General features: G+C 43.0%; 21 protein-coding genes. 8 read left to right on the top strand and 13 right to left on the bottom strand.

The features are described 5' to 3' along the window. Position 1 precedes the first annotated feature (1 nt). From AC2D6U_RS06745 to AC2D6U_RS06735, 3 genes are all read right to left on the bottom strand, one after another. The gene (locus AC2D6U_RS06745) at positions 2–4,270 is read right to left on the bottom strand and encodes a CusA/CzcA family heavy metal efflux RND transporter (protein WP_484720190.1); all 4,269 of its coding nucleotides are present in this window, start codon (positions 4,268–4,270) and stop codon (positions 2–4) included. A 55-nt stretch (positions 4,271–4,325) separates the two neighbouring features. Continuing rightward, positions 4,326–4,706, bottom strand: a complete 381-nt coding sequence (locus tag AC2D6U_RS06740) for a hypothetical protein (protein WP_484720189.1) — start codon at positions 4,704–4,706, stop codon at positions 4,326–4,328. A gap of 150 nt (positions 4,707–4,856) precedes the next feature. After that, complete coding sequence (locus AC2D6U_RS06735; protein WP_484720188.1) at positions 4,857–5,666, bottom strand: exonuclease domain-containing protein; 810 nt, start codon at positions 5,664–5,666, stop codon at positions 4,857–4,859. A gap of 441 nt (positions 5,667–6,107) precedes the next feature. Between AC2D6U_RS06735 and dnaB the strand changes: the two genes are divergently transcribed. Together dnaB and AC2D6U_RS06725 are read left to right on the top strand one after the other, a co-directional pair. Next, a complete protein-coding gene (gene dnaB, locus AC2D6U_RS06730) occupies positions 6,108–7,670 on the top strand; it encodes a replicative DNA helicase (protein ID WP_484720187.1) in 1,563 nt (520 codons plus the stop codon). 106 nt (positions 7,671–7,776) lie between these two features. After that, positions 7,777–8,775: a quinone oxidoreductase family protein gene (locus tag AC2D6U_RS06725; protein ID WP_484720186.1), complete on the top strand. Its 999-nt coding sequence runs from the start codon at positions 7,777–7,779 to the stop codon at positions 8,773–8,775. Here AC2D6U_RS06725 and AC2D6U_RS06720 read toward each other — a convergent pair. Next, positions 8,759–8,953 carry a hypothetical protein gene (locus tag AC2D6U_RS06720; RefSeq protein WP_484720185.1) on the bottom strand — a complete coding sequence of 65 codons (195 nt, stop codon included), beginning with the start codon at positions 8,951–8,953 and terminating at the stop codon, positions 8,759–8,761. The genes AC2D6U_RS06725 and AC2D6U_RS06720 overlap by 17 nt on opposite strands. A gap of 191 nt (positions 8,954–9,144) precedes the next feature. Here AC2D6U_RS06720 and AC2D6U_RS06715 point away from each other — a divergent pair, with 191 nt between their 5' ends. Then, complete coding sequence (locus AC2D6U_RS06715; protein WP_484720184.1) at positions 9,145–10,767, top strand: M14 family metallopeptidase; 1,623 nt, start codon at positions 9,145–9,147, stop codon at positions 10,765–10,767. Between the two features lie 8 nt (positions 10,768–10,775). Beyond that, positions 10,776–12,515, top strand: a complete 1,740-nt coding sequence (locus AC2D6U_RS06710; RefSeq protein WP_484720183.1) for a M14 family metallopeptidase — start codon at positions 10,776–10,778, stop codon at positions 12,513–12,515. A 113-nt stretch (positions 12,516–12,628) separates the two neighbouring features. Here AC2D6U_RS06710 and AC2D6U_RS06705 read toward each other — a convergent pair whose 3' ends face one another. The 9 genes from AC2D6U_RS06705 to AC2D6U_RS06665 all read right to left on the bottom strand — a co-directional run bounded on the left by AC2D6U_RS06705 (position 12,629) and on the right by AC2D6U_RS06665 (position 23,069). Continuing rightward, positions 12,629–13,489, bottom strand: a complete 861-nt coding sequence (locus tag AC2D6U_RS06705) for a type 2 periplasmic-binding domain-containing protein (protein WP_484720182.1) — start codon at positions 13,487–13,489, stop codon at positions 12,629–12,631. A gap of 365 nt (positions 13,490–13,854) precedes the next feature. Beyond that, entirely contained in the window at positions 13,855–14,208 is a 354-nt protein-coding gene (locus tag AC2D6U_RS06700; RefSeq protein WP_484720181.1) for a hypothetical protein, read from the bottom strand. Then, positions 14,192–15,382, bottom strand: coding sequence for a DUF6973 domain-containing protein (locus AC2D6U_RS06695; RefSeq protein WP_484720180.1), 1,191 nt, complete (start codon positions 15,380–15,382; stop codon positions 14,192–14,194). Before AC2D6U_RS06695 ends, AC2D6U_RS06700 begins: the two co-directional genes overlap by 17 nt. An 835-nt stretch (positions 15,383–16,217) precedes the next feature. Further along, positions 16,218–16,673 carry a hypothetical protein gene (locus AC2D6U_RS06690; RefSeq protein ID WP_484720179.1) on the bottom strand — a complete coding sequence of 152 codons (456 nt, stop codon included), beginning with the start codon at positions 16,671–16,673 and terminating at the stop codon, positions 16,218–16,220. Beyond that, positions 16,657–18,180 carry a hypothetical protein gene (locus AC2D6U_RS06685; protein ID WP_484720178.1) on the bottom strand — a complete coding sequence of 508 codons (1,524 nt, stop codon included), beginning with the start codon at positions 18,178–18,180 and terminating at the stop codon, positions 16,657–16,659. Before AC2D6U_RS06685 ends, AC2D6U_RS06690 begins: the two co-directional genes overlap by 17 nt. Positions 18,181–18,554: 374 nt before the next feature. Further along, positions 18,555–19,136, bottom strand: a complete 582-nt coding sequence (locus AC2D6U_RS06680; RefSeq protein WP_484720177.1) for a hypothetical protein — start codon at positions 19,134–19,136, stop codon at positions 18,555–18,557. Between the two features lie 627 nt (positions 19,137–19,763). Continuing rightward, positions 19,764–20,288, bottom strand: a complete 525-nt coding sequence (locus AC2D6U_RS06675) for a hypothetical protein (RefSeq protein ID WP_484720176.1) — start codon at positions 20,286–20,288, stop codon at positions 19,764–19,766. Continuing rightward, the gene (locus tag AC2D6U_RS06670; RefSeq protein ID WP_484720175.1) at positions 20,254–21,753 is read right to left on the bottom strand and encodes a hypothetical protein; all 1,500 of its coding nucleotides are present in this window, start codon (positions 21,751–21,753) and stop codon (positions 20,254–20,256) included. Before AC2D6U_RS06670 ends, AC2D6U_RS06675 begins: the two co-directional genes overlap by 35 nt. Before the next feature lie 995 nt (positions 21,754–22,748). Then, a complete protein-coding gene (locus tag AC2D6U_RS06665; RefSeq protein WP_484720174.1) occupies positions 22,749–23,069 on the bottom strand; it encodes a tetratricopeptide repeat protein in 321 nt (106 codons plus the stop codon). 153 nt (positions 23,070–23,222) lie between these two features. On the opposite strand from AC2D6U_RS06665, the gene AC2D6U_RS06660 reads away from it, so the two are divergent. From AC2D6U_RS06660 to AC2D6U_RS06645, 4 genes are read left to right on the top strand one after another with little or no spacing between them, the layout of a single operon-like run. Continuing rightward, positions 23,223–23,960: an electron transfer flavoprotein subunit beta/FixA family protein gene (locus AC2D6U_RS06660; protein ID WP_484720173.1), complete on the top strand. Its 738-nt coding sequence runs from the start codon at positions 23,223–23,225 to the stop codon at positions 23,958–23,960. Positions 23,961–23,980: 20 nt separating this feature from the next. Further along, positions 23,981–24,928: an electron transfer flavoprotein subunit alpha/FixB family protein gene (locus AC2D6U_RS06655; protein WP_484720172.1), complete on the top strand. Its 948-nt coding sequence runs from the start codon at positions 23,981–23,983 to the stop codon at positions 24,926–24,928. Positions 24,929–24,945: 17 nt separating this feature from the next. Next, positions 24,946–25,533: a bifunctional nuclease family protein gene (locus tag AC2D6U_RS06650; protein WP_484720171.1), complete on the top strand. Its 588-nt coding sequence runs from the start codon at positions 24,946–24,948 to the stop codon at positions 25,531–25,533. 46 nt (positions 25,534–25,579) lie between these two features. After that, positions 25,580–26,887, top strand: coding sequence for a NupC/NupG family nucleoside CNT transporter (locus tag AC2D6U_RS06645; RefSeq protein WP_484720170.1), 1,308 nt, complete (start codon positions 25,580–25,582; stop codon positions 26,885–26,887). Positions 26,888–26,949: the final 62 nt, after the last annotated feature.

Below are 26,949 nucleotides of genomic sequence, written 5' to 3'. Positions count from 1 at the left end.
ATTAATTCGTTAAGAAATTGATTTGAAGTTGTGTGTCGATAAGCAGTTGCTTTATGCGCATGAACTCTGCATAGTTTTCAATGTGATCATTGAGCAGCGAGGTCCATTCAAAGGCATTGATCTCGCCTGAATTGAGTAGCTCCAAAAGAGCTTCCCATTGCTGATTAAAGTCGGCATCTTTTGGTAGGATCTCCAAATAACGTAGCAAGGTGTTTTTCTGCTCATTCAGTTTATTCAATCGCCAGCGATAATTGGTGATGACTTGTTGTTGTTGGTTCAATTGAATGTCTCTTTCGATCAGGGCATTTTTGGCTAACTGCTTTTCTTGTGCTGAAAACAAAGGAACGCTGATACCTGCTCTGAATCCGTTCAACCCTTTGACGCCTACGATCTGTTGGTTGAAATATCCCAAATTGAACTCCGGTAAACGTCTTGAATTTGCTTCTTTAATGCCCAACGAGAGTTTTTGCAACTCCGCTTCATTACGTTGAAAGAAAACGGATGAAAGTGAGTCGTTTTGGTCGAATAGCTGCCTTTGAAAGTTGATTTCTGGAGGTCTTCCAATATTGGAGATTCCAGTCCAGGTCGATAATTCATTAACCACCTCTTTTTGGATGAGGTCGTTTCGTAGTGCTTCCTGTCTGACTTTGATCAGGAAGTTACGAAAGCTGACTTGATCCCTAAGTGACAACTCACCCAATGCATTCGCTTGCCGCAACGCTTGTTCGATGTCTTTTAGGGCTTTAAGCCAGGTATCGTACTGCTCTTGTTTTTGAAACTGAAAATACCAGGCAAACCACGTTTGAGTCACCTTCATATCGAGCATTTTCATTTTGATCTGCTGTTCAATGAGTAATTGATTGGTGCTGGCTTCAGCTTTTTTCCGAGCGGCACTCATGAAGAAGAGATTACCCAAGTCCTGATCGAGCTGCCATTGCCAATCTTGCACGGCATCGTTGATTTCACCACTGATGTAGTTAAACGATGTGTTTCCTAGCTTAAAGGTGCCTTTTTCACTGTTTTGGCTCTGTGTAATTTCTAATTCAATGTTTTTATATGCCGCATGATGCGTTTTAGCCGCATCTAAGGCCTGTTCCAGGCTGAGGGTTTGTCCTTGTGAGGAGAGGGTACTCATCGCTAGGAACAAGACAATGCCAAGGGCATTTCTAAAGAATTTTCGGTTGAACATGACATACAAATTGGGTAAAACGAAAAGCGTAAGCAGGGTAGCGGAGATCAAGCCTCCGATCACTACAGTGGCCAGTGGCTTTTGAACTTCCGCACCAGCGGTGCTTGATAATGCCATGGGGAGAAATCCAAATGCAGCGACTGAGGCGGTCATTAGTACAGGCCTAAGTCTGGCCAATGCTCCCTTAATGACAATGTGGTCTATGCTCGTTTCGCCCGAAGCTTTCAATTGATTGAAGTAGCTGATCAGCACGATGCCATTCAATACGGCAACACCAAATAAGGCAATGAAACCCACACCAGCTGAGATGCTAAAGGGCATTCCTCTCAACCACAATGCGATGATGCCACCAATGGCTGACATGGGCACTGCTGAAAAGATCAGCACTGCATATTTTAGGGACGAAAAGGCAAAATAGAGGAGCATAAAGATCATGAGCAATGCAATCGGCACTGCGATGCTTAAGCGCTCTTTAGCCGCTTCAAGATTTTCGAATTGTCCTCCATAGGTAATGTAATAACCAGCAGGTAAGTTGAGTTTTGAATTGAGAGTTGTTTGTATTTCCTCGACTAAGCTGGCGATGTCCCGATTCCTTACGTTCACGCCAATGCTGATTCTTCGTTGAGCATTCTCTCGAGTGATCTGCATTGGACCTTCCTCTGAGCTAAAGCTGACCAGCTCTTCCAAAGGAATCAGTTCTCCGTTGATGTTATTCACAAATAAGCGGTTAAGATTCAACGATTGGCGATAGCTAGAGTCAAGTCTGACCACCAAGTCGAACTTTTTCTCATTTTCAAAGACTACACCGGCTTTTTCCCCCGCATAAGCCGTTCTGATCACTTGATTGATGTCGTCTATACTGACTTGATATTGCGCAAGCTTGGCCTTGATCGGCCTCACCACATACTGCGTGAGCCCTTGGGTTTGCTCAACTTTTACATCTGCTGCTCCTTGAATATTTTCTACCAGATCAGCCGTTTCATTACCCAAGCGTGCCAGCTCGTCCACATCTTCTCCAAAGATCTTTATCGCAATATCCGTTTTGGCTCCAGTGGTGAGTTCATTGAAACGGAGTTGTATGGGTTGAGTAAATTCGAAGGCAGCCCCCGGAATATCCGCCAGTGATTCCTTCATCATCGCCACTAATTCTTCCCGGTCGTTTGTGGAGGTCCATTCGGATTTATCTTTTAGAATGATCATGATATCTGCATCTTCAATGGCCATTGGATCGGTAGGGACTTCAGACGTACCGATCTTAGATACCACATGTTTCACTTCTGGAAATTGCTCTATCAGCCGCTGTTCGGCTTTTTGGGCAGTTTTAATACTCTGCTGTAAGGAGCTGCCCGGAGGAATAGCCATTTGCATGGCCAAGTCACCTTCTTCGAGCGTTGGAATAAATTCAGCGCCAAGAGAATTGAGTAAAAGCACTGTGCCAATAAAGGTCGCAGTAACAACAGAGATGATGAGCTTTGGCCATTTTAAGGATTGGCGGAGAATTGGCTCATAGCGATTTCGTAAAAAGTTAACCAATCGATCAGAAAGTGTTTTATGCGCCTTGATCTCTTTTTTCATGATCAAACTGGTGATCATCGGAACATAGGTAAGGGAAAGGATTAAAGCACCTAATAGTGCAAAACTCACGGTCAACGCCATGGGCTTGAACATCTTACCTTCTATACCTGTCAAGCTAATAACAGGTAAAAAGACCACCAAGATGATGAGTACGCCAAAAGCAGCCGATTGATAGATCTGAGCGGAAGATTTGGTGATGACCTCATTCATTTTTTGCTGGCTCAGCTTATGCCCCACATAACCGGTAAACAATACATGCAGTGCGTTTTCTACAATGATGACGGCCCCATCGACAACAATACCGAAATCGATCGCTCCGAGTGACATTAGGTTGGCCGAAACGCCAAAGAGATTCATCAAGATGAAGGCAAACAGCATGGCCAGCGGAATCACAGAGGCCACGATGAATCCTGCTCTCCAATTCCCTAGGAAAAGAATGAGCACGAAAATCACGATGAGGCCACCTTCTAATAAGTTGTTGCTCACCGTGTCAATTGCGCGGCCTACCAAGTCAGAGCGATCTAGATAGGGTACGATCTTAACTCCTTCGGGGAGTGAGGCTTGCACGCGTTCTACCCGTTCTTGCACATTGGCAATGGCTTCGGACGAATTCGCACCTTTGAGCATCAAGGCAATACCACCTACAGCTTCCCCTTTACCATCATGGGTAAGGGCTCCGTAACGTTTTGGGCTGCCCCATTGCACAGTCGCAATGTCTCTGATCAACACAGGAGAGGTTCCTTGCAGTTTCACCACGATGTTTTCGAGATCTTCTAAAGAACTTATGCGCCCTTCGGCTCGGATGTAATAGGCATTCGTGTTCTTTTCAATGTAGCTACCACCACTATTCTGGTTGTTTTTTGCCAAGGCCTCGAAGACATCGGCAAGTGTCAGGTCAAAGGTTCGAAGCACCATGGGATCTATGGCCACTTCGTACTGTTTGAGATAACCACCGAAACTACTGATCTCAATGATGCCAGGAATACCGGCCATTTGCCGTTTGACGATCCAGTCTTGGATGGTTCGGAGCTCCATCGCAGAGAATTTGTCCTCATAGCCGGGTTCAACTTCAAGGGTATACTGATAAATTTCACCAAGACCAGTTGTAATTGGCATTAATTCTGGAGAACCTAGCCCCGAGGGTATTTCCTCTGCAGCAAGATTGATCTGCTCTTGGACGAACTGTCTTGCGTCTAATTGCGGCATGGCATCATCGAATACAATGGTGATAACCGATAATCCATAGCGTGAAATGGAACGAATCTCCTGCACCCTCGGAATGTTAGCCACACTGACCTCAATGGGGAAGGTGATCAGTTGTTCTACTTCTTGTGGAGCCAATGTAGGGGAGCTAGTCACTACTTGGACTTGATTGTTGGTAATATCCGGTACAGCATCGATAGGGAGCTGCTTCAGTGAATAAAGGCCTCCAATGATAATGCTCAGTACGAATAAGCTAACGATAAATTTCTGTTGTACAGAAAAGCGTATGATGCTCTCAAACATGTTAAGTGCGTTGATTAAAAATTAAAAAAAGATAGAATTAGCGACGAAAAATGAGTTAGGCGCTAGGAGGACCCCTGAGGGTTTGGGAATAAAAATGAAGTGTGCCTGTGTAAGAGTTAGCGTAAAGATCAGGCAATGCTGATCGTTCCATTTCATCAGTACGCACCGGTATTTCAATGGCTTCATCACTGAGCCATAAATCAAAAGAGAGATCATGCGCCGTTTGATGGGCGAAATGCTCTAGGTGTTCAATACCAAGGTCTTGTTCAAATATGCCTTGAAGTAAACTGATGAATGTCGATTCTGCTTTGATTTGTTGGCAGCTGTTGGACGAAATAGTAGGGGTCGCCAAGCTAATGTGGCTATGCGGTGTAATGCTGTGCAGCACTACGATAACAACCGCTAAAGCAAGAAAAAAATGCTTGACTACTTTCATTTCACACAAAATACGAAGATCTACTGAGAACTAATGTTCCTAAGGTTACAAATTAGTTCGAATCCTTCAAGCGGTTAGGCCGCGCTTTAATTGCTTGGACTTCGTTTGCCACTCTTCGTTATTGTATTCATTACAAATACTTTGGGTCCTTTAGCGGCCCATTTGGAAATTCTTCAGCTTGATTTGGGTTAATTTTTTCTTGGTGTCCAGAGGGAAATCTCCATTCATCATCCAATCATAATAGCCGCGTTCCTTCTCCAATACTTCGGTTACCGGTTGCCCTTTGTGCTTGCCAAAATTGAATACCTCAATTCCTTTGTCGTTTAACACGATGCGTCCTGCCAGATCCACCATATTACTTGCGGTGAGTTGGTGAATGGCGGCCATGTCATTTTCGATCTTACCCAGTTGTCTGCCACTGGCATCGGTCACATTTTGACCCGCATAACGTTCGATTTGTGCTTTAAAAACCTCGTAAGTAGCGTCATTGTCGGCTTCTGCACCATGCGCTCCTTCGAGCTCTTTCCCGCAGTAGAATTTATAGGCAGCGGTTAGGGTGCGTTGCTCCATTAAGAAGAAGATCTTTTGTGCGTCGATCAGTTTGCGTTGACTTACGTCAAAATCCACATCAGCACGAAGAAATTCTTCTACCAATAAGGGCACATCAAAGCGAACAATATTAAACCCTCCCAAATCGCATCCTTCCAAGAACTTGACCAGGTTTTTAGCCATTTCTTTGAAGGTAGGTTTGTCTTTGACATCTTCATCGCGAATGCCATGGATCATTGCAGCTTCTTCAGGAATGGGAATGGTGGGGTTGACTAAGGCTACTTTTTTTTCCGTTTCTCCGTTAGGCTTTACCTTCAGCATCGCCAGTTCGACAATACGATCTTTGCTGATGTTGATGCCGGTAGTTTCAAGGTCAAAAAAGACCAATGGGTTTTTCAGATTCAGTTCCATGTTCCTTAGTCAGAATAGTTTTAGCGCAAGTAAAGGTTTTTAATGAAAAGCGGCTAGTCTCTGCATTAATTATGGCAGCTTGATGAATAAAAACAAAAAGTAATTCACATCACTATCCACATTATTCGAAGGGGTTGAAATTCAGGTGATTAGCAAATTTTGAAGGAAAAAAGTGCGTTTAAGTCAATTTTAAGCTGTTTTTGAAAAGTGATTTTTTTCTACTGAATTCTCGTGTAGTAAGAGATTTATTCTTTGTGGCTAAAATGTGGATTCCTGAAAAGGAAATAAAGTGGCAAAAAACTGGTTTTAAAGAGGTTAAGTGTTCTTGTCTTCTTTGGTCAACAAAATGTGTAAAAGTTAGTGGATATGATGGGGGAAAAATCTGCATAAGTATATGAAGATCTCGTTGTAATGAATGGCATTTCCCTCTAAGTTTGAAGAATGGAAAAAGGTAAATCGGCGGCACTGCGACTTGGCTATAAAGCCAAGACTCTTCAAGGAGATTTTGGTCAGTTGGGCAAGCTTCCTCCTCAGGCAACAGACCTGGAAGAGGCAGTACTTGGTGCGCTGATGCTTGAGAAAGATGCGCTAACCAATGTCATCGATATTCTGAAGCCGGAATCTTTTTACAAAGAATCACATAAGGCCATTTATCAGGCCATTTACGATCTTTTTCAGGAAACAGAGCCGATCGATATTCTAACGGTTACGAATAAGCTCAGGACGGAAGGTAAGATCGAGATGGTGGGTGGCCCGTATTACATCACTCAGCTGACCAATAAGGTCAGTTCCGCTGCGAACATTGAATACCATGCCCGAATCATTGTTGAACAATCGATCAAACGAGAGTTGATTCGCATTGCTTCAGAGATTCAGAAGGATGCGTTCGAAGATACCACAGATGTTTTTCAATTGCTCGATCGCATGGAACAGGCTCTTTTCGATGTTTCTGAAAGTAACATCAGAAAAGAATACGACAGCATGAAGAATGTGATGACGCAAGCCATGGAAGAGATCCAGGCCAGAAAAGAGCATGAAGATGGTTTGACCGGTGTGCCTTCTGGCTTTACCAACCTTGATCGAGTAACTTCGGGTTGGCAAAAATCCGATCTGGTGATCATCGCTGCGCGACCTGCCATGGGAAAAACGGCCTTTGTGCTTTCTGCCATTCGCAATGCAGCAGTCGACCATAACAAAGCTTGTGCGATCTTCTCATTAGAAATGTCATCCATTCAGCTGGTGAATCGATTGATCAGTGGCGAAGCTGAGTTGGAAAGTGAAAAGATCAAAAAAGGAAATTTAGCTGAGCACGAATGGGCTCAGCTGGTCCACAAGACCGCAAACTTGACCAAAGCCCCCATATTTATAGATGACACGCCTGCACTTTCTATTCTCGAATTGAGAGCGAAATGTAGGCGATTGAAACAACAGCATGACATTCAGCTGATCGTGATCGATTACCTTCAGTTGATGTCTGGCGATTCTTCCAAGAGTGGAGGAGGATCCGGTAACCGTGAACAGGAAATCGCTTCCATCTCTCGCTCCTTGAAAAACCTCGCCAAAGAATTGAGTGTTCCCGTGATCGCCCTTTCTCAATTGAGTAGGGCAGTAGAAACCAGAGGAGGAGACAAGCGTCCCCAACTTAGCGACCTCCGAGAGTCTGGTTCTATTGAGCAAGATGCAGACATGGTGATGTTCCTCTATCGTCCGGAATACTACGGTATTACCCAAGACGAAGCAGGAATTCCCATGCAAGGTGTTGGCGAAGTGATCATATCCAAGCATCGAAATGGATCACTGGATACCGTTCAGCTGAAGTTTATTGGTAAATACACTAAGTTCACCGACTTAGATTTTCATTCAGGCGGAAACGCCTACGGAAGCTCGTTGCCACCTTCTGCCGGTTCAAACTTTGAACAAGGAGGTGGCACGATGACCTTCCAATCCAAAGCCAATGGAAGCGAACCGAAGCTACCACCGAGTGGTGATGAAGCGCCATTCTAGTATTGGGTCTTGTCTATTGAGCACAGAGAAGAGCGGTCAATAATTTCTGAATTGATGTTGAGATCATGCCATTAAGCGCGAAACTTACAATCAAAATAACTGAACAGTGAAAGCCATCATCATATCTGATCAAATCGAACCCATTCAACTAGTCGAAAAGGAGATCCCTGAGCCTAAACAGGGCGAGGTATTGATCAAATTACAGGCTGCGGCATTGAATAGACGCGACCAATGGATTCGTGAAGGCAAGTACCCCGGTATTGTGCCGGGTACCACTTTAGGTTCTGATGGCGCGGGAACCGTTGTGGCTGTCGGTGAAGGGGTAGCTACGTCATGGAAGGACAAAGAGGTCATCATCAATCCAAACATTGGATGGGGAGAAAACCCGGCGGTGCAAGGCAGCACCTACAGCATCTTGGGAATGCCTTCTGACGGTACGCTTGCTGAATACGTTTTAGTAAATCAAGACCGACTGCATGAAAAGCCGGCGCATTTGACTTGGGAGCAAGCTGCGGCTTTGCCATTAGGTGGATTGACGGCTTATCGGGCCTTGTTTTTTCATGGCAAGCTATCGAGTGGTCAAAAAGTATTGATCTCGGGAGTAGGTGGCGGAGTGGCCCAATTTGCCTTTCAATTTGCGCTGGCTTCCGGTGCTGAGGTGTATGTTACTTCTGGAGAAGAAATTAAAATCGAAACCTGTATCAAACTCGGTGCGGTCGCGGGATACAACTACAAAAGCGAAGATTGGCAGCAAAAGGCCATGAAAGAGACGGGTGGTTTTGATCTTGTGATCGACAGTGCCGGGGGCGATCAGTTGAATGCCTTCATCAAAATGATGCGACCGGCCGGAAAGATCGTGTTTTACGGTGCAACCAATGGCATGCCCACCAAATTAGACTTGTTTCGGATGTTTTGGAATCAGCTGACGGTCCAAGGATCTACCATGGGCAACGACCAAGAGTTTAGCCAAATGATTGATTGGGTCGAAAAACACCAAATTGAACCCATCATTGACTCTGTTCACTCTTTGACAAATGCACGAGATGCATTTGACTGCATGAGGTCAGGTGTTTTTGGTAAGGTGGTGATCAGCATCGCGAATTGATGCCATTTTGCTTTCTGCGTTGGCGTTCTAGCCAGCTATTGACAATGGTAAAACCACCGATGAAAAAGATGAACATGACCGACCAATTCGTGGAACCACGGAAAAAGTAAGAACCGATAAGCATGGCGGCTGCCCACAGGATAGCGGTGAGTAAAATGGTTTTCTTCGTGACTTTCATATGATAAGGTTAAGCAATTTCATTTTCATTCTATTCCGGTTCATGGCGTGCGGTGCATACCAAGGGGTCAGAGGTTGTTAACTAAAATGGAAGTACCTCGCCATTCACCACCAAAACCTACCGTTAGAAAAGGGCCGTTTCATAAGCTCATGCGCTTTGAGTTAATTGTTCTTGAATTTAACGAGTATTCTATGAAACAAATGAGAAAAGGCTGGCTGATGTTGAGCGCCTTGTGTTTGTTAGGATTCAATTCCTTGGCACAAGACTATCCAACCTTGCAGCAACAAGCCCAGAGACTACAATCACTTGCGAATAGTAACAGTTCGGTGACGCTCGAGTCGCTGACTAAAACAGCAGGAGGAAAAGACGTATGGATGCTGAGCATCGGAACTGGTGACCTTGAAAATAAACCAGCAATGGCGGTTGTTGGTGGTGTTGAAGGTAGTCACCTGCTGGGTGTAGAAATGACGATTCGATTCGCAGAATCGCTGGTGAATAACCATGCGGATGCGTTGGAATCCACTACTTTCTATGTATTTCCGAACATGAGCCCAGATGCGTACGAGCAATATTTTGCTGGTTTAAAATATGAGCGCAGTGGCAATGCCAAAGCGACAGACGACGACCGCGACGGGCGTCTCAATGAAGATCCTTTTGAAGACCTGGACGGCAACGGGATGATCACCATGATGCGTGTGGCGGATGTGACAGGCGACTGGGTTACCCATCCAGCTGACGACCGTGTGATGATTCCTGCTGATAAATCAAAAGGTGAAAAAGGAGCTTATCATTATTTCACCGAAGGAAAAGACAATGACATGGATGGTGCTTTCAATGAAGACGGAGAAGGCGGTATTCACTTCAATAAGAGTTTGACCTATGAATTCCCTTATTTCACCCCCGGAGCTGGAGAACATCCGGTTTCTGAGTTGGAGAATAGGGCATTGCTTGATCTGCTCTATACAAAATTCAATATCTATGGTATTTTCACTTTTGGTCCTGGCAACAACTTGTCTTCTCCTTGGAAATACAATAGAGCGGGTGCTTCAAAGCGAGTGGTGACAAGCATACTCAACGAAGATGCCGGATTGAACAAACTGGCTTCCGATACGTATAACGCCTCAGTTGGTTTAAAAGATGCACCGGAGTCTGGTGCACAAGGTGGAGATTTCTTCCAATGGGCATATTTCCATTTTGGTCGTTTGAGCTTTGGCACTCCAGGATGGTGGGCGCCGATGGTGAAAGAGTCTGAAGGACAAGAAGCCAATAAGGATAAGAATCGCGAAGTCAACTTCCTAAGATGGGCTGAGCAAGAAGGGCTCTCTGATTATTTTGTCGAATGGAAGGAGATCCAACACCCTGATTTCCCAGGCAAGAAAGTAGAAGTAGGCGGTATTGCACCATTCAAAATGATGAACCCACCAATTTCAATGATCGATGAGGTGGCGGAAAAGCACAATGCCTTCATTGTTGAATTGGCCTCTTTGCAGTCTGACATCCAGTTGGTGAATCTGCAAACAGAAGAGGTAGGAAAAGGTCTTACACGGGTAACAGTCGACCTATATAATCCGGGTACTTTACCGACTCACTCGCAAATGGGAACAAGGTCGAAGTGGTTGCGCCGCATTAAAGTGGAATTGAAGCTCGGCAACGGTCAGGAGATCGTGTCAGGTAGAAAGATCGAATTGATCAGCAGCCTTCAAGGAGATGAATCTCAAACCATGACCTGGTTGATCAAAGGCAAGGGTAGCTTGTCCATTGCGGCAGGAGCAGCTCATGCCGGGAATGATGAAATTAGTGTAAACCTTAAGTAAGCAAACTGATGAAAAAGTATATCAAACATGTATTCGCTGGTTTCCTTTTGATAGGTTTTACAATGCCGGCATTGGCACAATCTGCAGACGAAGTCTTTAGAGCAGTCGGTTCTCCTGAGAACCCAAAAGTGCAAATTTCTTTTAATCGCTATTATACACCAGAGGGCTTAGCGGCCATAACCAAGAAGATCGCAGATGCGCATCCGAACTTGGTGAAGCGTGTGTCTATAGGGAAATCCTATGAGGGGCGCGACATGTGGATGTTGCAGATCACCAATTACCAAAAAGGTGATGCCGACCGTAAGCCTGGTTTTTACATCGATGGAAACATTCACTCCAATGAGATCCAGGGAGCGGAGATCTCCATTTACACGGCCTGGTATTTGACCGAGCAATTTGGGCATATCGATTACATCACCGAGATGCTCGATGAGCGGGTGTTCTATATCCTGCCTTCATTGAATCCGGATGCTCGCTATAATTATATGAAAGAGCCTAACACCGGAAGCTCGCCTCGCTCTGGCATGATCCCATTGGATGATGACCGTGATGGCTTGGTCGATGAAGATCAACCGGACGATTTGGATGGAGACGGTTCGATCACACAAATGAGAAGAAAAAATCCTAATGGAGACTTTATTCTTGACCCGATGGATCCACGCAAAATGATTCAAATCGGCCCGGATGATAAGGTAGATCCGAGTGTGGAACGATACGAGTACTTAGGTTCTGAGGGGATTGATAACGACGGAGATGGTCGTGTGAACGAAGACAGAATTGGGTTTTACGATCCGAACAGAGATTGGGCCTGGAAATGGCAGCCGGATTACATTCAAGGCGGTGCCTACAAGTACCCTTTCAGTGTCCCTGAAAACCGTAATGTGGCAGACTTCGTTTTGGCACATCCGAACATTGCCGGCGGACAGAGTTACCACAATTCAGGAGGGATGATCTTACGCGGACCGGGTGCCGAGGAGGATATTTCAACCTATAACCGTGCCGACCTACGCATTTATGATGCGATTGGAAGAAAAGGAGAGGAGATCATGCCTGGTTATCGTTACCTAACGGTGTACAAAGATTTGTACTCTGTATTTGGTGGCGAATTGGACTGGTTCTATGGTAGCCGAGGAATCTATACGTTCTCAAACGAGATCTTCACTAGCTTTGCTTATTTCAAAAATAACGAGCGCGGTCAGGAACTCTCTTATCGAGTGGATACTGACCTCTTGTTTGGAGATGCATTTAAGCCGTATGAAACGTATAATCACCCGACCTATGGTGAGATTGAGATCGGTGGCTTCAAAAAGAACTTTGGTAGAGCAACCCCTGGTTTTATGCTGGAAGAGGAGCTTCATCGAAACATGGCCTTTACACTTTATCATGCCTATCACATGCCTCGCTTGAGCCTCGCAGATGTAAAAGAGAAAGATCTAGGAGGAGGGATGAGAGAGATCACGGCCATCATCAAAAATGATCGTCTGATGCCAACGCATGCTTCGCAGGACTTGAAGTTTAAGATCGAAAGACCCGATTACATTTCAATTGATGGGGTTGAGGTTGTAGCAGGGATGATCGTAGACGATGAAGATCGAAATGTCACCAGAGAACAAAAAGTGAACCCAGAAAAACTGGAGCTGGCCAATATACCGGGCATGTCAGTGGTGAAGGTTCGCTGGATCGTCAGTGGCAGAGGAACACCGAAGATCACTGTCGATAGTGCGAAAGGTGGATTGATTACGAAGTAGTCAACTTAAAATTTACTAAAAAGCCATCCTGATTGCATTGGGATGGCTTTTTTGGTTTCTAAAGCAACGTCTTTAGACCGGCTGTCGAAAGCTCAGCTAGTCAGAATCCAGCATTATTTTTTCCAGATCAATTCCGGAATGGACTGATCTTGTTCAAGGATCTCGGCAGATTTGAGGTGGTAGATCACCGATTTGATCATCTTATCACTCACCCAGCTATTGGTGGCCCATTCCGTACTGTGGTACCAGCGTTCGATGTCTTTTACCTGCTGTGCATAGCGTTGGGCAACTAGCGGGATGACCTCATTATCCTTCATGAACGCCTGACAGCTTTCTTGGATCAGATCGAGCAATAGGTCTACTTTTTCAGGTGCTTTTGCCAGAATATTGTCTGAAGCAGCGATCACAAAGCAAGGCCAGGGTGTCAGGTATTCGTCAATGCGTCGGATAATGCCAGCGTCGACATAGGGCTTCGTGGTGTACTTTTCCCAATAAAACACATCCGTCTCTAGTGCATTCAACGATTGGATAGCCCCATTGATGTCATTGATCACAGTGAATTGCTCAGCTCCTAGGCTGTGTTGCTTACTGTTGGCATTCACAATGGAGATCAAATGAGATCCTGACCCAAACCGGCTAATGGCATGCTGCTTATCAAAGATGAAGTCCTTTTTTTGTAAGGGGTTATCAAGCCCTGTATGTATACCCCAAGTAAAAGGAGTGATCACGTACTCACTGATGATCTTGCTCGGATTGCCTTTGATGATATCGGTGATGATGCCCTCGGTGAGCAGCAAGCAGATGTCTACTTCATTTTCGCGAAGGGCTTTGCACATTTGGCCTGTACCCCCTCCGAAGTCTGTCCATTCGATGGAGATGCCGTTTTTGGCCAGTGTACCGTCTTCATTGATCAGGTGGATGGGAAGGTTGAAATGTTCTGGAACACCGCCAATGCGGAGGTGGGTTAAACTCATATGGTGAAAATAAGGTGTTAAGGGCTAGGGTTCAAGAAAAGGGATTAACTCTTCTGGTCTTAGCGTCTCGCCTGTCTGCTTTTCTAGTCCTTTTCTAGTCTTAGCGTCTCGCTAAGACCAGATTGGTGTGTTTCTGATTTCCTGATGAACTGCTAGCCAATAACCCTCAGTCCCTTCACTAGTCTTAGCGTCTCGCTAAGACTTCAAAGCTAGCGCGTTTGCAACGCGTGCGGTAAATGCTTAGAGTCTGAGTACTATGCTTGTCTTCTAACGGTAGTAGCCTCATTGTAAAGGGATTAAATTAAATAAAGCATCTAATAACAAAGGCACGCGTTGCTATCGCGCGCGAGCGGGGTATTAATTCTTCAATAGGTGTATAAGAATCTCGTTTTTATTTCCAAGAAACCAAAAGCACTATCAAGAGGGGTTAATTCAAAATCATAAATCGGCGAATACCAGTCATGACTGAAACAAGTATCAACAGAACCTGATAAGGTAATTTGCTGATTAATCAGAAGGTTTCCTTCTATATCTCCTACCATGCATAGCTGTATAGAGTGCACGGATTTATTGCCTTGCGGCAATAATTCAAATTGATGCACTATAGGACTATTGAATTCGGCTATGTCTAAGGTGTATACACTATTTGATTTATCACAACCGAATACAAAGTAAAATAGACTAAGGATTAAAAGAGGAGTTTTACTTGCAGCTTTCATAGGTTGGTATAAGTTGAGAAAAAGCTGTTTCTAGTCCAAATCCAGTATTAAGATATCTTAATTCACCTAGCTTCATTTTTTGAAGTACTAAGCCAATCAATTCCTGATCGGTTGCATTGGTATTGTTAAGTGCAATTTCTCTTCCAATCCTGTTGTTGTGTAAATCCATTTCCATTGCTCTAGGTTCTTTTTCTTCGCTTCCACATTCATGAGCATTACCGAAAACTTCTGCTTTTAGCTCCCCGATATCCAAAGTATTCAATGCATTGAAGTAAGCATGTCTAAATGCATCGGCACAGTCATTATACCCAACTCGTGAAGAATATGGACCGTAGAGTTGCTGTGTTACGTAACTAGCTAAATTCTTATTCTCCCTAACTAATATAGCTGAGATTGCCAAGGCAGGTATAATTAGCTTTTCGCATTCATTTAGATTTTTCCATTCATCATAAGATTGTAATATAGGCACCTCCCCATCATTTGGGTTATCACAATTTGTATCTGCCGTGCTAAGGCTTGCCCAGTCATCGTCACAGGTCATCACCATTTTATCAACCTCTTTTTCTACCGGTACACTTTCACAGTTAGTCGTGAGCAGGCCATTTTCCATTGTTTGCCAACATTGAAATTCATATACTACTTCTGTTACCGTTTGCATCTCATAAGTACAACCGGCTCCAGAAGGCCCACCGCCACCTGTATCAGGATTTGTATCGGGCGCTGTGCTGGGGTCTTGGTCTCTACCACCTACCCTAGATTGGTCAGGGCAGTTGGTTGTGGTTGTACTACTTAAGGCCATATTGGCCACATTTTCATTTTGGCGTATCTGATCAGGGTCTAGATATACCCGATGGACTGTACCCTCACATCCTTCCAAAGAGCCGGTATTTAAGTAAGTTTGATAGAAAGCTTCTGTCATGGTATAGGTAAAGATCATCGGTCTTTGATATGCTCCATCAATTCCCTTGCCAACCACTAAATTCTGAATCACCAAAGGGTCATCATTTCTGATGGCTATGGCCATGTATGTCTGCCCGCTTTCGTCTAAACGAGCCATCACTCGGTCAAAGTCTATTCTTTCGATGAGCGGATGAACACCACCGCTGTTTAATTCAGCGTATTGCTCAATTTGGTCAGATTTGGAACCAACGTAACCTGTTATAAAATCTCCCAAACCAGGAAATTGATCAATAGAGGCCTGCGTATTTTTAGGTGTAATGATGTTGGGAAGCTGATCGACATCTTGCGAGCAAGAAAAGAGAATTATTGTTCATGGCAAACAAGCGAATAGTTTGTTTTTTAGTGAGTGCATATTAGTTTTATTAAATTCTCTTAAGAATTACTTATACTATTTAGTGATTTTGTGGAGAAAAGTCAACCAATGGGCTGCCTTTTTTTCTAAGAAAATTTAGATTCAATTGAAAATCAATAGGTTGCATTAAGGGTTTTTATTTGTCTAATGGCTTATTTCTGATTTCTGATGAACTGATAACGATTAGCCGATCACTAACCCAAAGATTGCTTCATCGCTTCCTGCGGTCGCTCTTCGCAATGACGCGAGGGAGGTAGGAAGTATGAAATAAGAGTTAGTAGGCACTAAATACGATGCACGAAGCACGAATAACTATTAATCGATCACCGATAACTATCCCAAAGATTGCTTCATCGCTTCCTGCCGTCGCGCTTCGCAATGCCGGTGGCGATTAAAGAACTGTGTGATCAAAGGGAAAGGAGGTACGAAGGAGAAGGCACGAAGCACGAATAACCATTAACCGATCACTGATAACTAACCCAAAGATTGCTTCGTCGCTTCCTGCAGTCGCGCCCAAAGCTAGCGCGCCTTTGCAACGCGTGCAGTAAATACTGACCATAGTCTGGGTAATATGCTTGTCTTCTAACGGTGCGAGCCTCATTTTAAAGGGATTAAATTAATAAAGCATCTAATAACAAAGGCACGCGTTCCAAACGCGCGCGAGCGGAGGGACAAATACTCTCGATTGGAATACTGCTTATTCGAGTTGTTCGATTTGACGAACTTTAACTCTTTCATACCTGTCTTCCAAGATTCTTATTACATAAACATTGTCATACATCAGATTCAAATTGAACGGATTTGGTCGTCCGCTATCAGCAATCCAATATTTTTCCTTTTTAAAAGAATTGTAAAAGTTTCGATAAAACTCAATCAACCAATCTGTACTTCTCATATCATACTTAATATCTGAAATAGTATCAATTTCTATGAATTCTAGATACATGGGTTCATTGTAGTACTCCTTCATAGAATCTACTTCTACGGCATTAACCCAATCTATAATAAATAGATTGGGGATATTAGAATCTTGATATCTTAATCCTTTTGGATTGTTGCGATAATACTGGTCATGCATAAGGTATAAATCCTCCGTCTGTACTAGAGTACATAGAATCAAAAAATTCAATATAAAATTAGTTGCAGCTGTCATTCTTATTATTTCTTAAGTATTCATTAACTAATTGATCATACTCAATTTTTACTTCATCAGATAATTCGTCAAATGCAACATAAAATATATTTTCTTCACCCACAGAGTAGCCTCTTAATCCTTGCCAAGCCATTGCTGTGTAAACTTCTTCATTTTGTGAGTAATTATCGAATGCTCCTAAGTTTTCGGCTATAAAATCAATATAATGCTTTGCCATCAATTGATGTTGAAATTTTCCTTTTCCATATCTTGAATAATAGTCGAAAAGGCCAGGAAAGTTGTTTTCTGTTAATGCGTCTAGTCCACCTGCAGATTTAACTTGTCTATAAATTTCAGGATGAATTGCTTCATGCAGAAGTGTTCGAGCAATATCTAATATTGGCCTTTCCATTTTGTCTGAATTTGTATTTATAATGACTTGAGTTAAATTATCATTAGGATTATAGTTGTCCCGAGTTATTGCATTTGATGATGGTTTGAAACCATTTGCTGGATCTAAAAAACCTTGTGCGGAGAATTGAATATTCCAAAGAGACATGTCACCATCAAAAGCTTTTAATTTATTTTGAAAGCCGGCAGTTCCTGTGAGTTTATTCCAAATGCACATTAACTTTGAGTTTGAAACGAATGATGAATCAAGAAGTACCTGATCTACAATCGGCACCTCCCCATCATCAGGGTTATCACAATTTGTATCTGCCGTGCTAAGGCTTGCCCAGTCATCATCGCAGGTCATCACCATTTTATCTACTTCTTTGGTGCTATAAACAATTGTTGTGGTCAACCACATTTGCCCGTCTACTTCTTCATTGGTCGTTACATATTCTTCTACTTCTTCAATCACGGTTTGCATCTCATAAGTACAACCGGCACCAGAAGTGCCACCGCCACCTGTATCAGGATTTGTATCGGGAGCCGTGTTGGGGTCTTCATCTTTACCGCCAAGGCTTGATTGATCCGGACAATTAGTTGTGGTTGTACTACTTAAGGCCATATTGGCCACATTTTCATTTTGGCGTATCTGATCAGGGTCTAGATATACCCGATGGACTGTACCCTCAAATCCTTCCAAAGAGCCGGTATTTAAGTAAGTTTGATAGAAAGCTTCTGTCATGGTATAGGTAAAGATCATCGGTCTTTGATATGCTCCATCAATTCCCTTGCCAACCACTAAATTCTGAATCACCAAAGGGTCATCATTTCTGATGGCCATGGCCATGTACGTCTGTCCGCTTTCGTCTAAACGAGCCATCACTCGGTCAAAGTCTATTCTTTCGATGAGCGGATGATCACCACCGCTGTTTAATTCAGCGTATTGCTCAATTTGGTCAGATTTGGAACCAAAGTAACCTGTTATAAAATCTCCCAAACCAGGAAATTGATCAATAGAGGCCTGCGTATTTTTAGGTGTAATGATGTTGGGAAGCTGATCGACATCTTGCGAGCAAGAAAAGAGAATTATTGTGCATGCCAAACAAGCGAATAGTTTGTTTTTTAGTGAGTGCATATTGTGGTTACTAAATGAGATTAAGAAATTCTTATACTATTTAGTGATTTTAGGGGGGGGTAAAGTCACCCAATGAGGTCCCTTTTTTTTAAAGAAATTTTTGAATCAATTGAAAATCAATAGGTTGCATTAAGGGTTTTTATTTGTCTAATGGCTGATTTCTGATGAACTGATAACGATTAGCCGATCACTATCCCAAAGATTGCTTCATCGCTTTCTGCAGTCGCGCCCAAAGCTAGCGCGCGTTTGTAACGCGTGCGGTAAAGACTTTCAAGATTTTTAGCACATGTTTCTCTTCTAACCAAGTGAGGCTCATTGAAAAAAAGGATCTAATAAAAAAGGCACGCGTTTCAAACGCGCGCTAGTAGTCTAGTTTATTTATAGCTCTTGGCAAAAATGCAGCTCTCTAAGTTCCCGTTATCATTTCTATAAATAATATCGAGCCAAACTTCTTTCTGTGATTCAAAGCCAATAATAAACATGTCATCACCAAGCGTGTAAACGTTAGACATTTGAACTATTTTCTTGAATAAACTTTTAGACCTGCTTACGAAGTTTTTTGACCAAGTATCTTCAAACGACGATTCATCTATGGTGATTGGTTGTACATCATCTTTTGAAATAGCTAACTTTCTATTCAAATCTTTAACTGGCCGAACATAAAAGTTCATACAAAGAATTAGTATTGGTTTATCACTGTATAAATCTAAATTTTTTATGCGTTCATTAATATCAAGTTTTTCGCCAGTTAGTTTTAGTTTTTGACTGTCTAAAAATTCTAATAGGTAGCTTCTCAACTCGGTTTTTTGATCTACTTGACTTTCACAAATATACGTGTTAAGTAAAAGACTAATTACAAATATTCCCCGCAGAACTAGCGCGCGTTTGCAACGCGTGCGGAAAATGCCTGCAGAATTTGCAGCACTAATAGTATCCTTTAGCAGAGTGTGGCTCATTTTTAAGGCATTTAATTAAATAAAGCATCTAATAACAAAGGAACGCGTTTCAAACGCGCGCTAACGGAGTCTCAACACAAAAATTATCTTTTAACGGAGAATGGTTCACTTTCATGCTATTCGTAGTATGTAATTCTATCTAGTTGCCCAGATTCAAAATATAGGTAAATGCCGTCTGATGAAAAATCTGGTGGTCTATAGAAAAATGCCCTTCGTCCATTTTCAATAAACCTTTTATCAGGTTGCCCCATAATTTTTAGAACTTCAAGACTATCCATTCCCAAACTGAGTTCTTTCGAATTCACAACATTCAATTGAGCTTTTTTTGCCCTAGGACTGAGCTTTAGGATATAAAGGGCTACAAAAAATATAAAGATTAATATAAAGATAGCTAGTCTATAAAATCGCATCGCTTTGGATTTGAAACGGTGTTTCATCATCAGCTTAGAACTTGCGTGCGTTTGCAACGCGTGCGGTAAATGCTTAGAGTCTGGGTACTATGCTTGTCTTCTAACGGTGTGAACCTCATTTTAAAGGGATTAAATTAAATAAAGCATCTAATAACAAAGGTACGCGCTACAAACACGCGCGAGTGGAGCGGTTTGAATCTGTTGTGTTTTACTTGACTTATTTTACTCTTTTAAGAATGATCGATTTTGGCAGTGAGTTTAAGTTTTTTCTATCAATAGTTTTTTCTCCAATTGACTTTTTAAATGAAAGGACTTCTTTCCACTTGAATTCTATCTCTAATTGATCAGTTTCATGGTAATATTCAACTTTTCCCATTAAACCATCTACCTGAGGGAATATTACATTAGCTGTGCTTTTTGAAGTTGATTTTAATCGAAGATCTAGTACTTTGTTTTGATCGAAAGTAATTGAACCAATATACTGTTCGTAATATATTTTCTGCTCTCTTACTTTTTCATAGTATGTTAGCTGAAGTTTAATGTCCTCATTTGACCAATTTCCAATATATTTTTGTGCGAATGTATCTTTTATATAAACCCTCCGTTCCTCGAGAATTTGAGGTATAGAATCTGAATCTAGGACAACATCATATACTCTAGGTTGACAAGAGTTAAAAGAAAAAAGCACGAGACTGAGCGATATAATGCTAATTGCAATCTTTTTCTTTAATGCTGCCGTCATAGTTTTTTGATAATACAGTCCAATTAGAAAAATCCTCAACACTTCCTCTAAGTAATCTTAAACCAGAATTATAAGTATCTAATAATTCTACAAATGCCCTTTCATTTTCTTGAGCACTAGCATTAGTTGATATATTCTTATCAAATTGTGATGTAAATAAAAAGTAATTTCCAGAAGAAGGGTTAGATAAGTATTTTTCACCAAAATACTTGAATTGTGATTTGTTTTTAACCATTAATAAGTAAGTGGTTTGATCAGAGGTAATTGTACCTACGAAATATGTTTTGAGGTTTTCAATGAAAGGTAATGCTTCGTATATCGATTTAATATCAAAATCAGAAGGGACATTGAGGCCACCATCAAAATGTGTATGTATTATGCCAGTTAGATTGGTAGGTGGAGTGATGTTATCGATTCCATGTATATTTTCTTCGCCTTCGATATAATTGATAAGATAGTCTCCATTAGGTTTTTTTGAAATAGTATAACCAACTTCTTTGTTGAGTCCTGTTTTAGTAGCGAGTGAATCAAATGCGGCTTTAACTTCTGGATTACTAGTTAATAAATCTTCAATTCTACACGGGTTGGCAAGCTCTTCATCTTCTTCCTCTAGAATAGGCACCTCCCCATCATTTGGGTTATCACAATTTGTTTCTGCCGTGCTCAGGCTTGCCCAGTCATCATCGCAGGTCATCACCATTTTATCTACTTCTTTGGTGCTATAAATAATTTCCCCTGTGAGCACCATTCGACCATCTATTTCTTCGTAATAAGTTACATATTCTTCTACTTCTTCAATCACGGTTTGCATCTCATAAGTACAACCGGCACCAGAAGTGCCACCGCCACCTGTATCAGGATTTGTATCGGGAGCCGTGTTGGGGTCTTCATCTTTACCGCCAAGGCTTGATTGATCCGGACAATTAGTTGTGGTAGTACTACTTAGGGCCATATTGGCCACATTTTCATTTTGGCGTATCTGATCAGGGTCTAGATATACCCGATGGACTGTACCCTCAAAACCTTCCAAAGAGCCGGTATTTAAGTAAGTTTGATAGAAAGCTTCTGTCATGGTATAGGTAAAGATCATCGGTCTTTGATATGCTCCATCAATTCCCTTGCCAACCACTAAATTCTGAATCACCAAAGGGTCATCATTTCTGATAGCCATGGCCATGTAGGTCTGCCCGCTTTCGTCTAAACGAGCCATCACTCGGTCAAAGTCTATTCTTTCGATGAGCGGATGAACACCACCGCTGTTTAATTCAGCGTATTGCTCAATTTGGTCACGTTTGGTACCGACATAAGCTGTTATAAAACCTCCCAAACCAGGAAATTGATCAATAGAGGCCTGCGTATTTTTAGGTGTAATGATGTTGGGAAGCTGATCGACATCTTGCGAGCAGGAAAAGAGAATTATTGTGCATGCCAAACAAGCGAATAGTTTGTTTTTTAGTGAGTGCATATTGTGGTTACTAAATGAGATTAAGAAATTCTTATACTATTTAGTGATTTTAGGGGGGGGTAAAGTCACCCAATGAGGTCCCTTTTTTTTAAAGAAATTTTTGAATCAATTGAAAATCAATAGGTTGCATTAAGGGTTTTTATTTGTCTAATGGCTGATTTCTGATGAACTGATAACGATTAGCCGATCACTAACCCAAAGATTGCTTCATCGCTTCCTGCGGTCGCGCTTCGCAATGACGAGAGGTAAGAAATACTAGAGACGAATAACCATTAATCAATAAGCCGATAACTTTCCCAAAGATTGCTTCATCGCTTCCTGCGGTCGCTCTTCGTAATGACGAGATGTAAGAAATACCAGAGACGAATAACCATTAACCGATCACCGATAACTAACCCAGAGATTGCTTCGTCGCTTCCTACGGTCGCGCTTCGCAATGACGAGAGGTAAGAAATACTAGAGACGAATAATCATTAATCAATAAGCCGATAACTTTCCCAAAGATTGCTTCATCGCTTCCTGCGGTCGCTCTTCGCAATGACGCGAGGGAGGTAGGAAGTATGAAATAAGAGTTAGTAGGCACTAAATACGATGCACGAAGCACGAATAACTATTAATCGATCACCGATAACTTTCCCAAAGATTGCTTCATCGCTTCCTGCCGTCGCGCTTCGCAATGACGAGAAGTAAGAAATACCAGAGACGAATAACCATTAACCGATCACCGATAACTAACCTAAAGATTGCTTCATCGCTTCCTACAGTCGCTCTTCGCAATGACGAGAAGTAAGAAATACCAAAGACGAATAACCATTAACCAATCACCGATAACTAAATCACATTTCAAACTCCAGATTCTGCTTGGCGGTCTTGAGTTCATTAACCCTCAGTCCCTAAAGGGATGACAAGGATTTTAGATATTTCACCCTTTAGGTTTGGGGTAGAGATTGCGTCTACTTTCACGTCATATAATCGAATACTCCCCAAATCGCACCTCACATTTCAAACTCCAGATTCTGCTTGGCGGTCTTGAGTTCATTCAGGGTTTTGGTATTGTTTTGCTCTATTGCCAGCCTTATGCCTTGCTCGTAAACTTCCAAGGCTCTCTCGTCTTCTTCAAACTCTTGAAGTAATTGGGCGGCTTGGTAATAGGTAGCCAGGTAATCAGGGAAGTCACTGAGTAGTTTTTTGAATAGGGCCAAGGCTTCCTCAGCTTGTTCCTCAAGGTATTCGCAGGCTAAGGCGTAATAATTGAAGGGGTCATTGGGCTCCTCTTCGATATAGCTTTTCAATAACTCAATTCTTGCGTCATTCATCGATTGCAATCGTTTTTATTTCACCTGTTTGTGACTATCTTCGGGCAAATTTAGGGCATAGCCCTTGTTTTTTGTAAGAAAGTGTGCTTTCTCTGAACATGCCTTCATGCAAAAGGTTGAAAAGATAGTCTTAAACAAATCGAAAAGCAGGTTATGAATATTTTAGTATGTATCACCCACGTTCCAGATACTACTTCACGCATTGCTTTCACCAATAACAATACAGAATTCGATAAAAATGGCGTCCAATTCATCATTGGCCCATACGATGACTATGCATTGGCGAGAGCAGTGGAGTTGAAGGAGCAGCATGGAGGCAAGATCACCGTTTTGAATGTAGGCGAAGCAGATGCTGACCCCACCATCAGAAAAGCATTGGCCATCGGTGCTGACGAAGCCATTCGTGTCAACGCATTTCCATCAGATTCTTTCTTTGTGGCGAATCAGATCGCTGCAGTGGCGAAAGAAGGTGCTTATGACCTGATCTTAATGGGTAGAGAGTCGATCGACTTTAACGGAGGCATGGTGCACGGAATGGTTGGTGAAATGTTAGGCATGCCTTCTTTTTCGCCAGTGATGACCTTAGACGTGGATGGCGATACGGCCAAACTATCGCGTGAGATCGAAGGAGGAAAAGAGAAGCTAGAGGTGAAATTGCCTTTCGTTGCGGGCTGTCAAGAGCCTATTGCGGAATGGAAGATCCCAAATATGCGGGGAATCATGTCAGCAAGAACAAAGCCTTTGACCGTGAAAGATCCGGTCGATGATAAGGTGCAAACGCAGCTTTCCGCATATGAATTGCCACCGGCAAAAGGTGCGGTGAAAATGATCGATGCAGATAACGTGCAAGAATTGGTCGATCTATTGAAAAACGAAGCAAAGGTCCTTTAATCACTCAAAACAGAAAGAAAATGTCAGTATTAGTATTTATAGAGACAGAAGAGGGTAAGATCAAAAAATCTTCAAGAGAAGCGATCACTTATGGTGCTGCTTTGGGTGACGTGACGGCGATTGCTTTAGGCCAGGTAGCTGCCGATGAGTTAGCGACCGCAGGTGATAATGGAGCTAAAAAAGTATTGCATGTTGCCGATGAACGCCTAAATGCTGGTTTGATCCAGCCTTATGCTGAAGTATTAGCAGCAGCTATGGAAAGCACCGGGGCTACTATCGTGGTAACCGCGAAGTCTTCCTTGGCCGATGCTGTAGTGGGAAGGGTTGCGGCAAAAACAGGTGCCGGTTTGGTGTCTAATGTGGCCGATTTGCCCGATACAAGCAATGGATTTGTAGTGAAACGAAGCATTTATACAGGAAAAGCCTTTGCGAATGTGTCCATCACTACGGATAAAAAGATCTTGGCGATCAAAAAGAACGCGGTAGAGGTCAAAACCGGTGGAGGTGCAGCGGCTGTTGAGGCTTTTGATGTATCCCTAGACGAAGCCTTGTTTGGAGCAACCATTACGGCAACAGAGAAGGCAGAGGGTGATATCTTATTGCCGGAAGCAGACCTTGTGGTTTCTGGTGGAAGAGGATTGAAAGGTCCTGAAAACTGGGGCATGATCGAAGACCTGGCCAAAACCCTTGGTGCGGCGACAGGTTGTTCTAAGCCGGTATCGGATATGGACTGGAGACCTCACCATGAGCACGTAGGGCAAACGGGAGTGAAAGTGAGTCCATCGCTGTACATCGCAGTGGGTATTTCAGGTGCTATTCAGCACTTGGCAGGAGTCAATTCTTCTAAGTATATTGTGGTGATCAATAAAGACGAGGAAGCACCATTCTTCAAAGCCGCTGATTACGGTATTGTGGGTGATGCTTTCGAGGTTGTACCAAAATTAACAGAAGCGTTGAAGAACGCCTAGTCAAGAAATACTACGCATTGGATAAAATAAAGATCGAAATCTTAGGGCTTTCATCAAGTCAGTCGCAAAGCACAGGCTCTTTTGCCTTGGTTTTGGGCGAAGTAGAAGGGGAGCGCCGATTGCCTATCATCATAGGCATGTTTGAGGCTCAAGCCATTGCGTTGGAAATTGAAAAGATCGCACCCAACAGGCCTATGACACATGACTTGTTCAAGTCCTTTGCTCATGGGTTCAATTATGAGGTCACTGAGATCTTGATTTCTGACTTGAAGGAAGGCGTCTTTTTTGCTAAGATCGTCTGTACGGATGGGATCAAAACGGTGGAGATCGATGCTCGACCTTCAGATGCAATCGCCATCGGGATTCGCTTTGAAGTACCATTCTATACCTATGAGAAAGTGCTTGCTGAGGCGGGGATCATCTTAACCGATGATGAAGAGATCTTAGAAGAAGAGACGATCGAACCCGTGCCGGTAGAAAAGGAGGGTGAACGACTTCAGGATTTCTCAGTAGACAAATTAAACGAAATGCTCAACGAAGCACTGGCTGCTGAAGATTACGAAAAGGCAGCCAAGATCAGAGATGAGCTCAATAAACGTAGTTAAGGAATTGGACAGCCCCAGTGTCGAACTAGGGTTTCTTTTTGCATAGATGGACATCTTAAGAGCAATAATAGGCTTGGCAATTCTTATAGGAATTGCTTATTTGTTTTCCGGCAACCGGAAGAAGATTTCATGGCGTTTGGTCGGCGTGGGACTTCTCTTGCAGATCATCATCGCCTTGTTGATTGGATATGTTCCCTTTGTGCAATATGGCTTTGAGGCTTTAAGCAAGGGTTTCGTTTCTTTTTTAGGTTTTGCGCTCGACGGGGCTGCCTTTCTTTACGGTGATCTAGCCAAGAACAGTGATGCAGTGGAAGGAACCAAGCATAGCCTGGGTTTTCTCTTCGTTTTTCAAGCCTTACCGACTGTTATCTTCTTCTCGGCCATAACAGCGGGACTCTACTATCTTGGTATTCTTCAAAAGATCGTCTTTGTTTTTGCCTGGATCATGGCCAAGACCATGCGCTTATCAGGAGCGGAGTCCATGTCGGCTGCAGGCAATGTTTTCCTCGGACAAACCGAAGCGCCCTTATTGGTGCGGCCATTTATCTCCAAAATGACCAAGTCAGAATTGCTTTGTCTAATGACGGGCGGAATGGCAACCATCGCAGGATCAGTCTTGGGTGCGTATGTGGCTTTTTTGGGCGGTGGCAATGAGGAAGAACAGGCCAAGTTTGCGACGTATTTGCTGAGTGCCTCTATCATGAATGCGCCGGCTGCCATTTTGATGGCTAAGATCTTCCTGCCGGAAAAGGAGGAGGTCGAAAAGAAATTGGTAGTGGCAAAGGATGAATTGGGCGTCAATGTGATCGATGCACTATCGCGTGGGGCAAGCGAAGGGGTCAAATTAGCCGCCAACATTGCTGCCATGCTATTGGCTTTCATTGCGGTGATCTACGCCCTCAATTGGATCTTAGTAGACGGTATTGGGGAATGGTTCGGCATCAATGCCTTTGTGGTAAGCTCTACAGATGGTGTGTTCGATGGCTTTAGTCTGCAGTACATCTTAGGACAGCTGTTTCGTCTATTCGCATTCGCCATGGGAGTAGAGTGGCAAGAAACACTGCAAGTGGGTAGCTTAATAGGACAAAAAACAGTGATCAATGAATTCGTCGCCTATTTGAGTTTGGCCGAGATGAAAGAAGCCGGTGTGTTGAGCGAAAAGGCCATCATCATTTCTACTTATGCCCTTTGTGGGTTTGCTAATTTTTCTTCTATCGCCATTCAGATCGGTGGTATCGGCGGAATGGCACCAAGTCGACAAGGAGACCTCTCCAAATTAGGGTTTAGGGCTTTGGTGGCCGCAACCTTGGCAACCATGATGACCGCTACCATTGCAGGAGCACTGTTTGGGTAGGGTTATGTGGTTAATGGTGATTGGTTAATCGTTAATAGTGGCGCTATCTGGCTCACGTCTGG

The sequence above is a fragment of the Roseivirga sp. YIW32 genome, from assembly GCF_057219245.1.
The sequence above is the reverse complement of the archived record's forward strand: the minus strand, read 5'-3'. Positions and strand labels throughout refer to the sequence as shown.

Coding starts and splice junctions, on each gene's coding strand:
- AC2D6U_RS06745 (WP_484720190.1), bottom strand. CDS start 4,270: ATGTTTGAGAGCATCATACGCTTTTCTGTACAACAGAAATTTATCGTT.
- AC2D6U_RS06740 (WP_484720189.1), bottom strand. CDS start 4,706: ATGAAAGTAGTCAAGCATTTTTTTCTTGCTTTAGCGGTTGTTATCGTA.
- AC2D6U_RS06735 (WP_484720188.1), bottom strand. CDS start 5,666: ATGGAACTGAATCTGAAAAACCCATTGGTCTTTTTTGACCTTGAAACT.
- dnaB (WP_484720187.1), top strand. CDS start 6,108: ATGGAAAAAGGTAAATCGGCGGCACTGCGACTTGGCTATAAAGCCAAG.
- AC2D6U_RS06720 (WP_484720185.1), bottom strand. CDS start 8,953: ATGAAAGTCACGAAGAAAACCATTTTACTCACCGCTATCCTGTGGGCA.
- AC2D6U_RS06715 (WP_484720184.1), top strand. CDS start 9,145: ATGAAACAAATGAGAAAAGGCTGGCTGATGTTGAGCGCCTTGTGTTTG.
- AC2D6U_RS06710 (WP_484720183.1), top strand. CDS start 10,776: ATGAAAAAGTATATCAAACATGTATTCGCTGGTTTCCTTTTGATAGGT.
- AC2D6U_RS06705 (WP_484720182.1), bottom strand. CDS start 13,489: ATGAGTTTAACCCACCTCCGCATTGGCGGTGTTCCAGAACATTTCAAC.
- AC2D6U_RS06700 (WP_484720181.1), bottom strand. CDS start 14,208: ATGAAAGCTGCAAGTAAAACTCCTCTTTTAATCCTTAGTCTATTTTAC.
- AC2D6U_RS06690 (WP_484720179.1), bottom strand. CDS start 16,673: ATGACAGCTGCAACTAATTTTATATTGAATTTTTTGATTCTATGTACT.
- AC2D6U_RS06685 (WP_484720178.1), bottom strand. CDS start 18,180: ATGCACTCACTAAAAAACAAACTATTCGCTTGTTTGGCATGCACAATA.
- AC2D6U_RS06680 (WP_484720177.1), bottom strand. CDS start 19,136: ATGAGCCACACTCTGCTAAAGGATACTATTAGTGCTGCAAATTCTGCA.
- AC2D6U_RS06675 (WP_484720176.1), bottom strand. CDS start 20,288: ATGACGGCAGCATTAAAGAAAAAGATTGCAATTAGCATTATATCGCTC.
- AC2D6U_RS06670 (WP_484720175.1), bottom strand. CDS start 21,753: ATGCACTCACTAAAAAACAAACTATTCGCTTGTTTGGCATGCACAATA.
- AC2D6U_RS06665 (WP_484720174.1), bottom strand. CDS start 23,069: ATGAATGACGCAAGAATTGAGTTATTGAAAAGCTATATCGAAGAGGAG.
- AC2D6U_RS06660 (WP_484720173.1), top strand. CDS start 23,223: ATGAATATTTTAGTATGTATCACCCACGTTCCAGATACTACTTCACGC.
- AC2D6U_RS06655 (WP_484720172.1), top strand. CDS start 23,981: ATGTCAGTATTAGTATTTATAGAGACAGAAGAGGGTAAGATCAAAAAA.
- AC2D6U_RS06645 (WP_484720170.1), top strand. CDS start 25,580: ATGGACATCTTAAGAGCAATAATAGGCTTGGCAATTCTTATAGGAATT.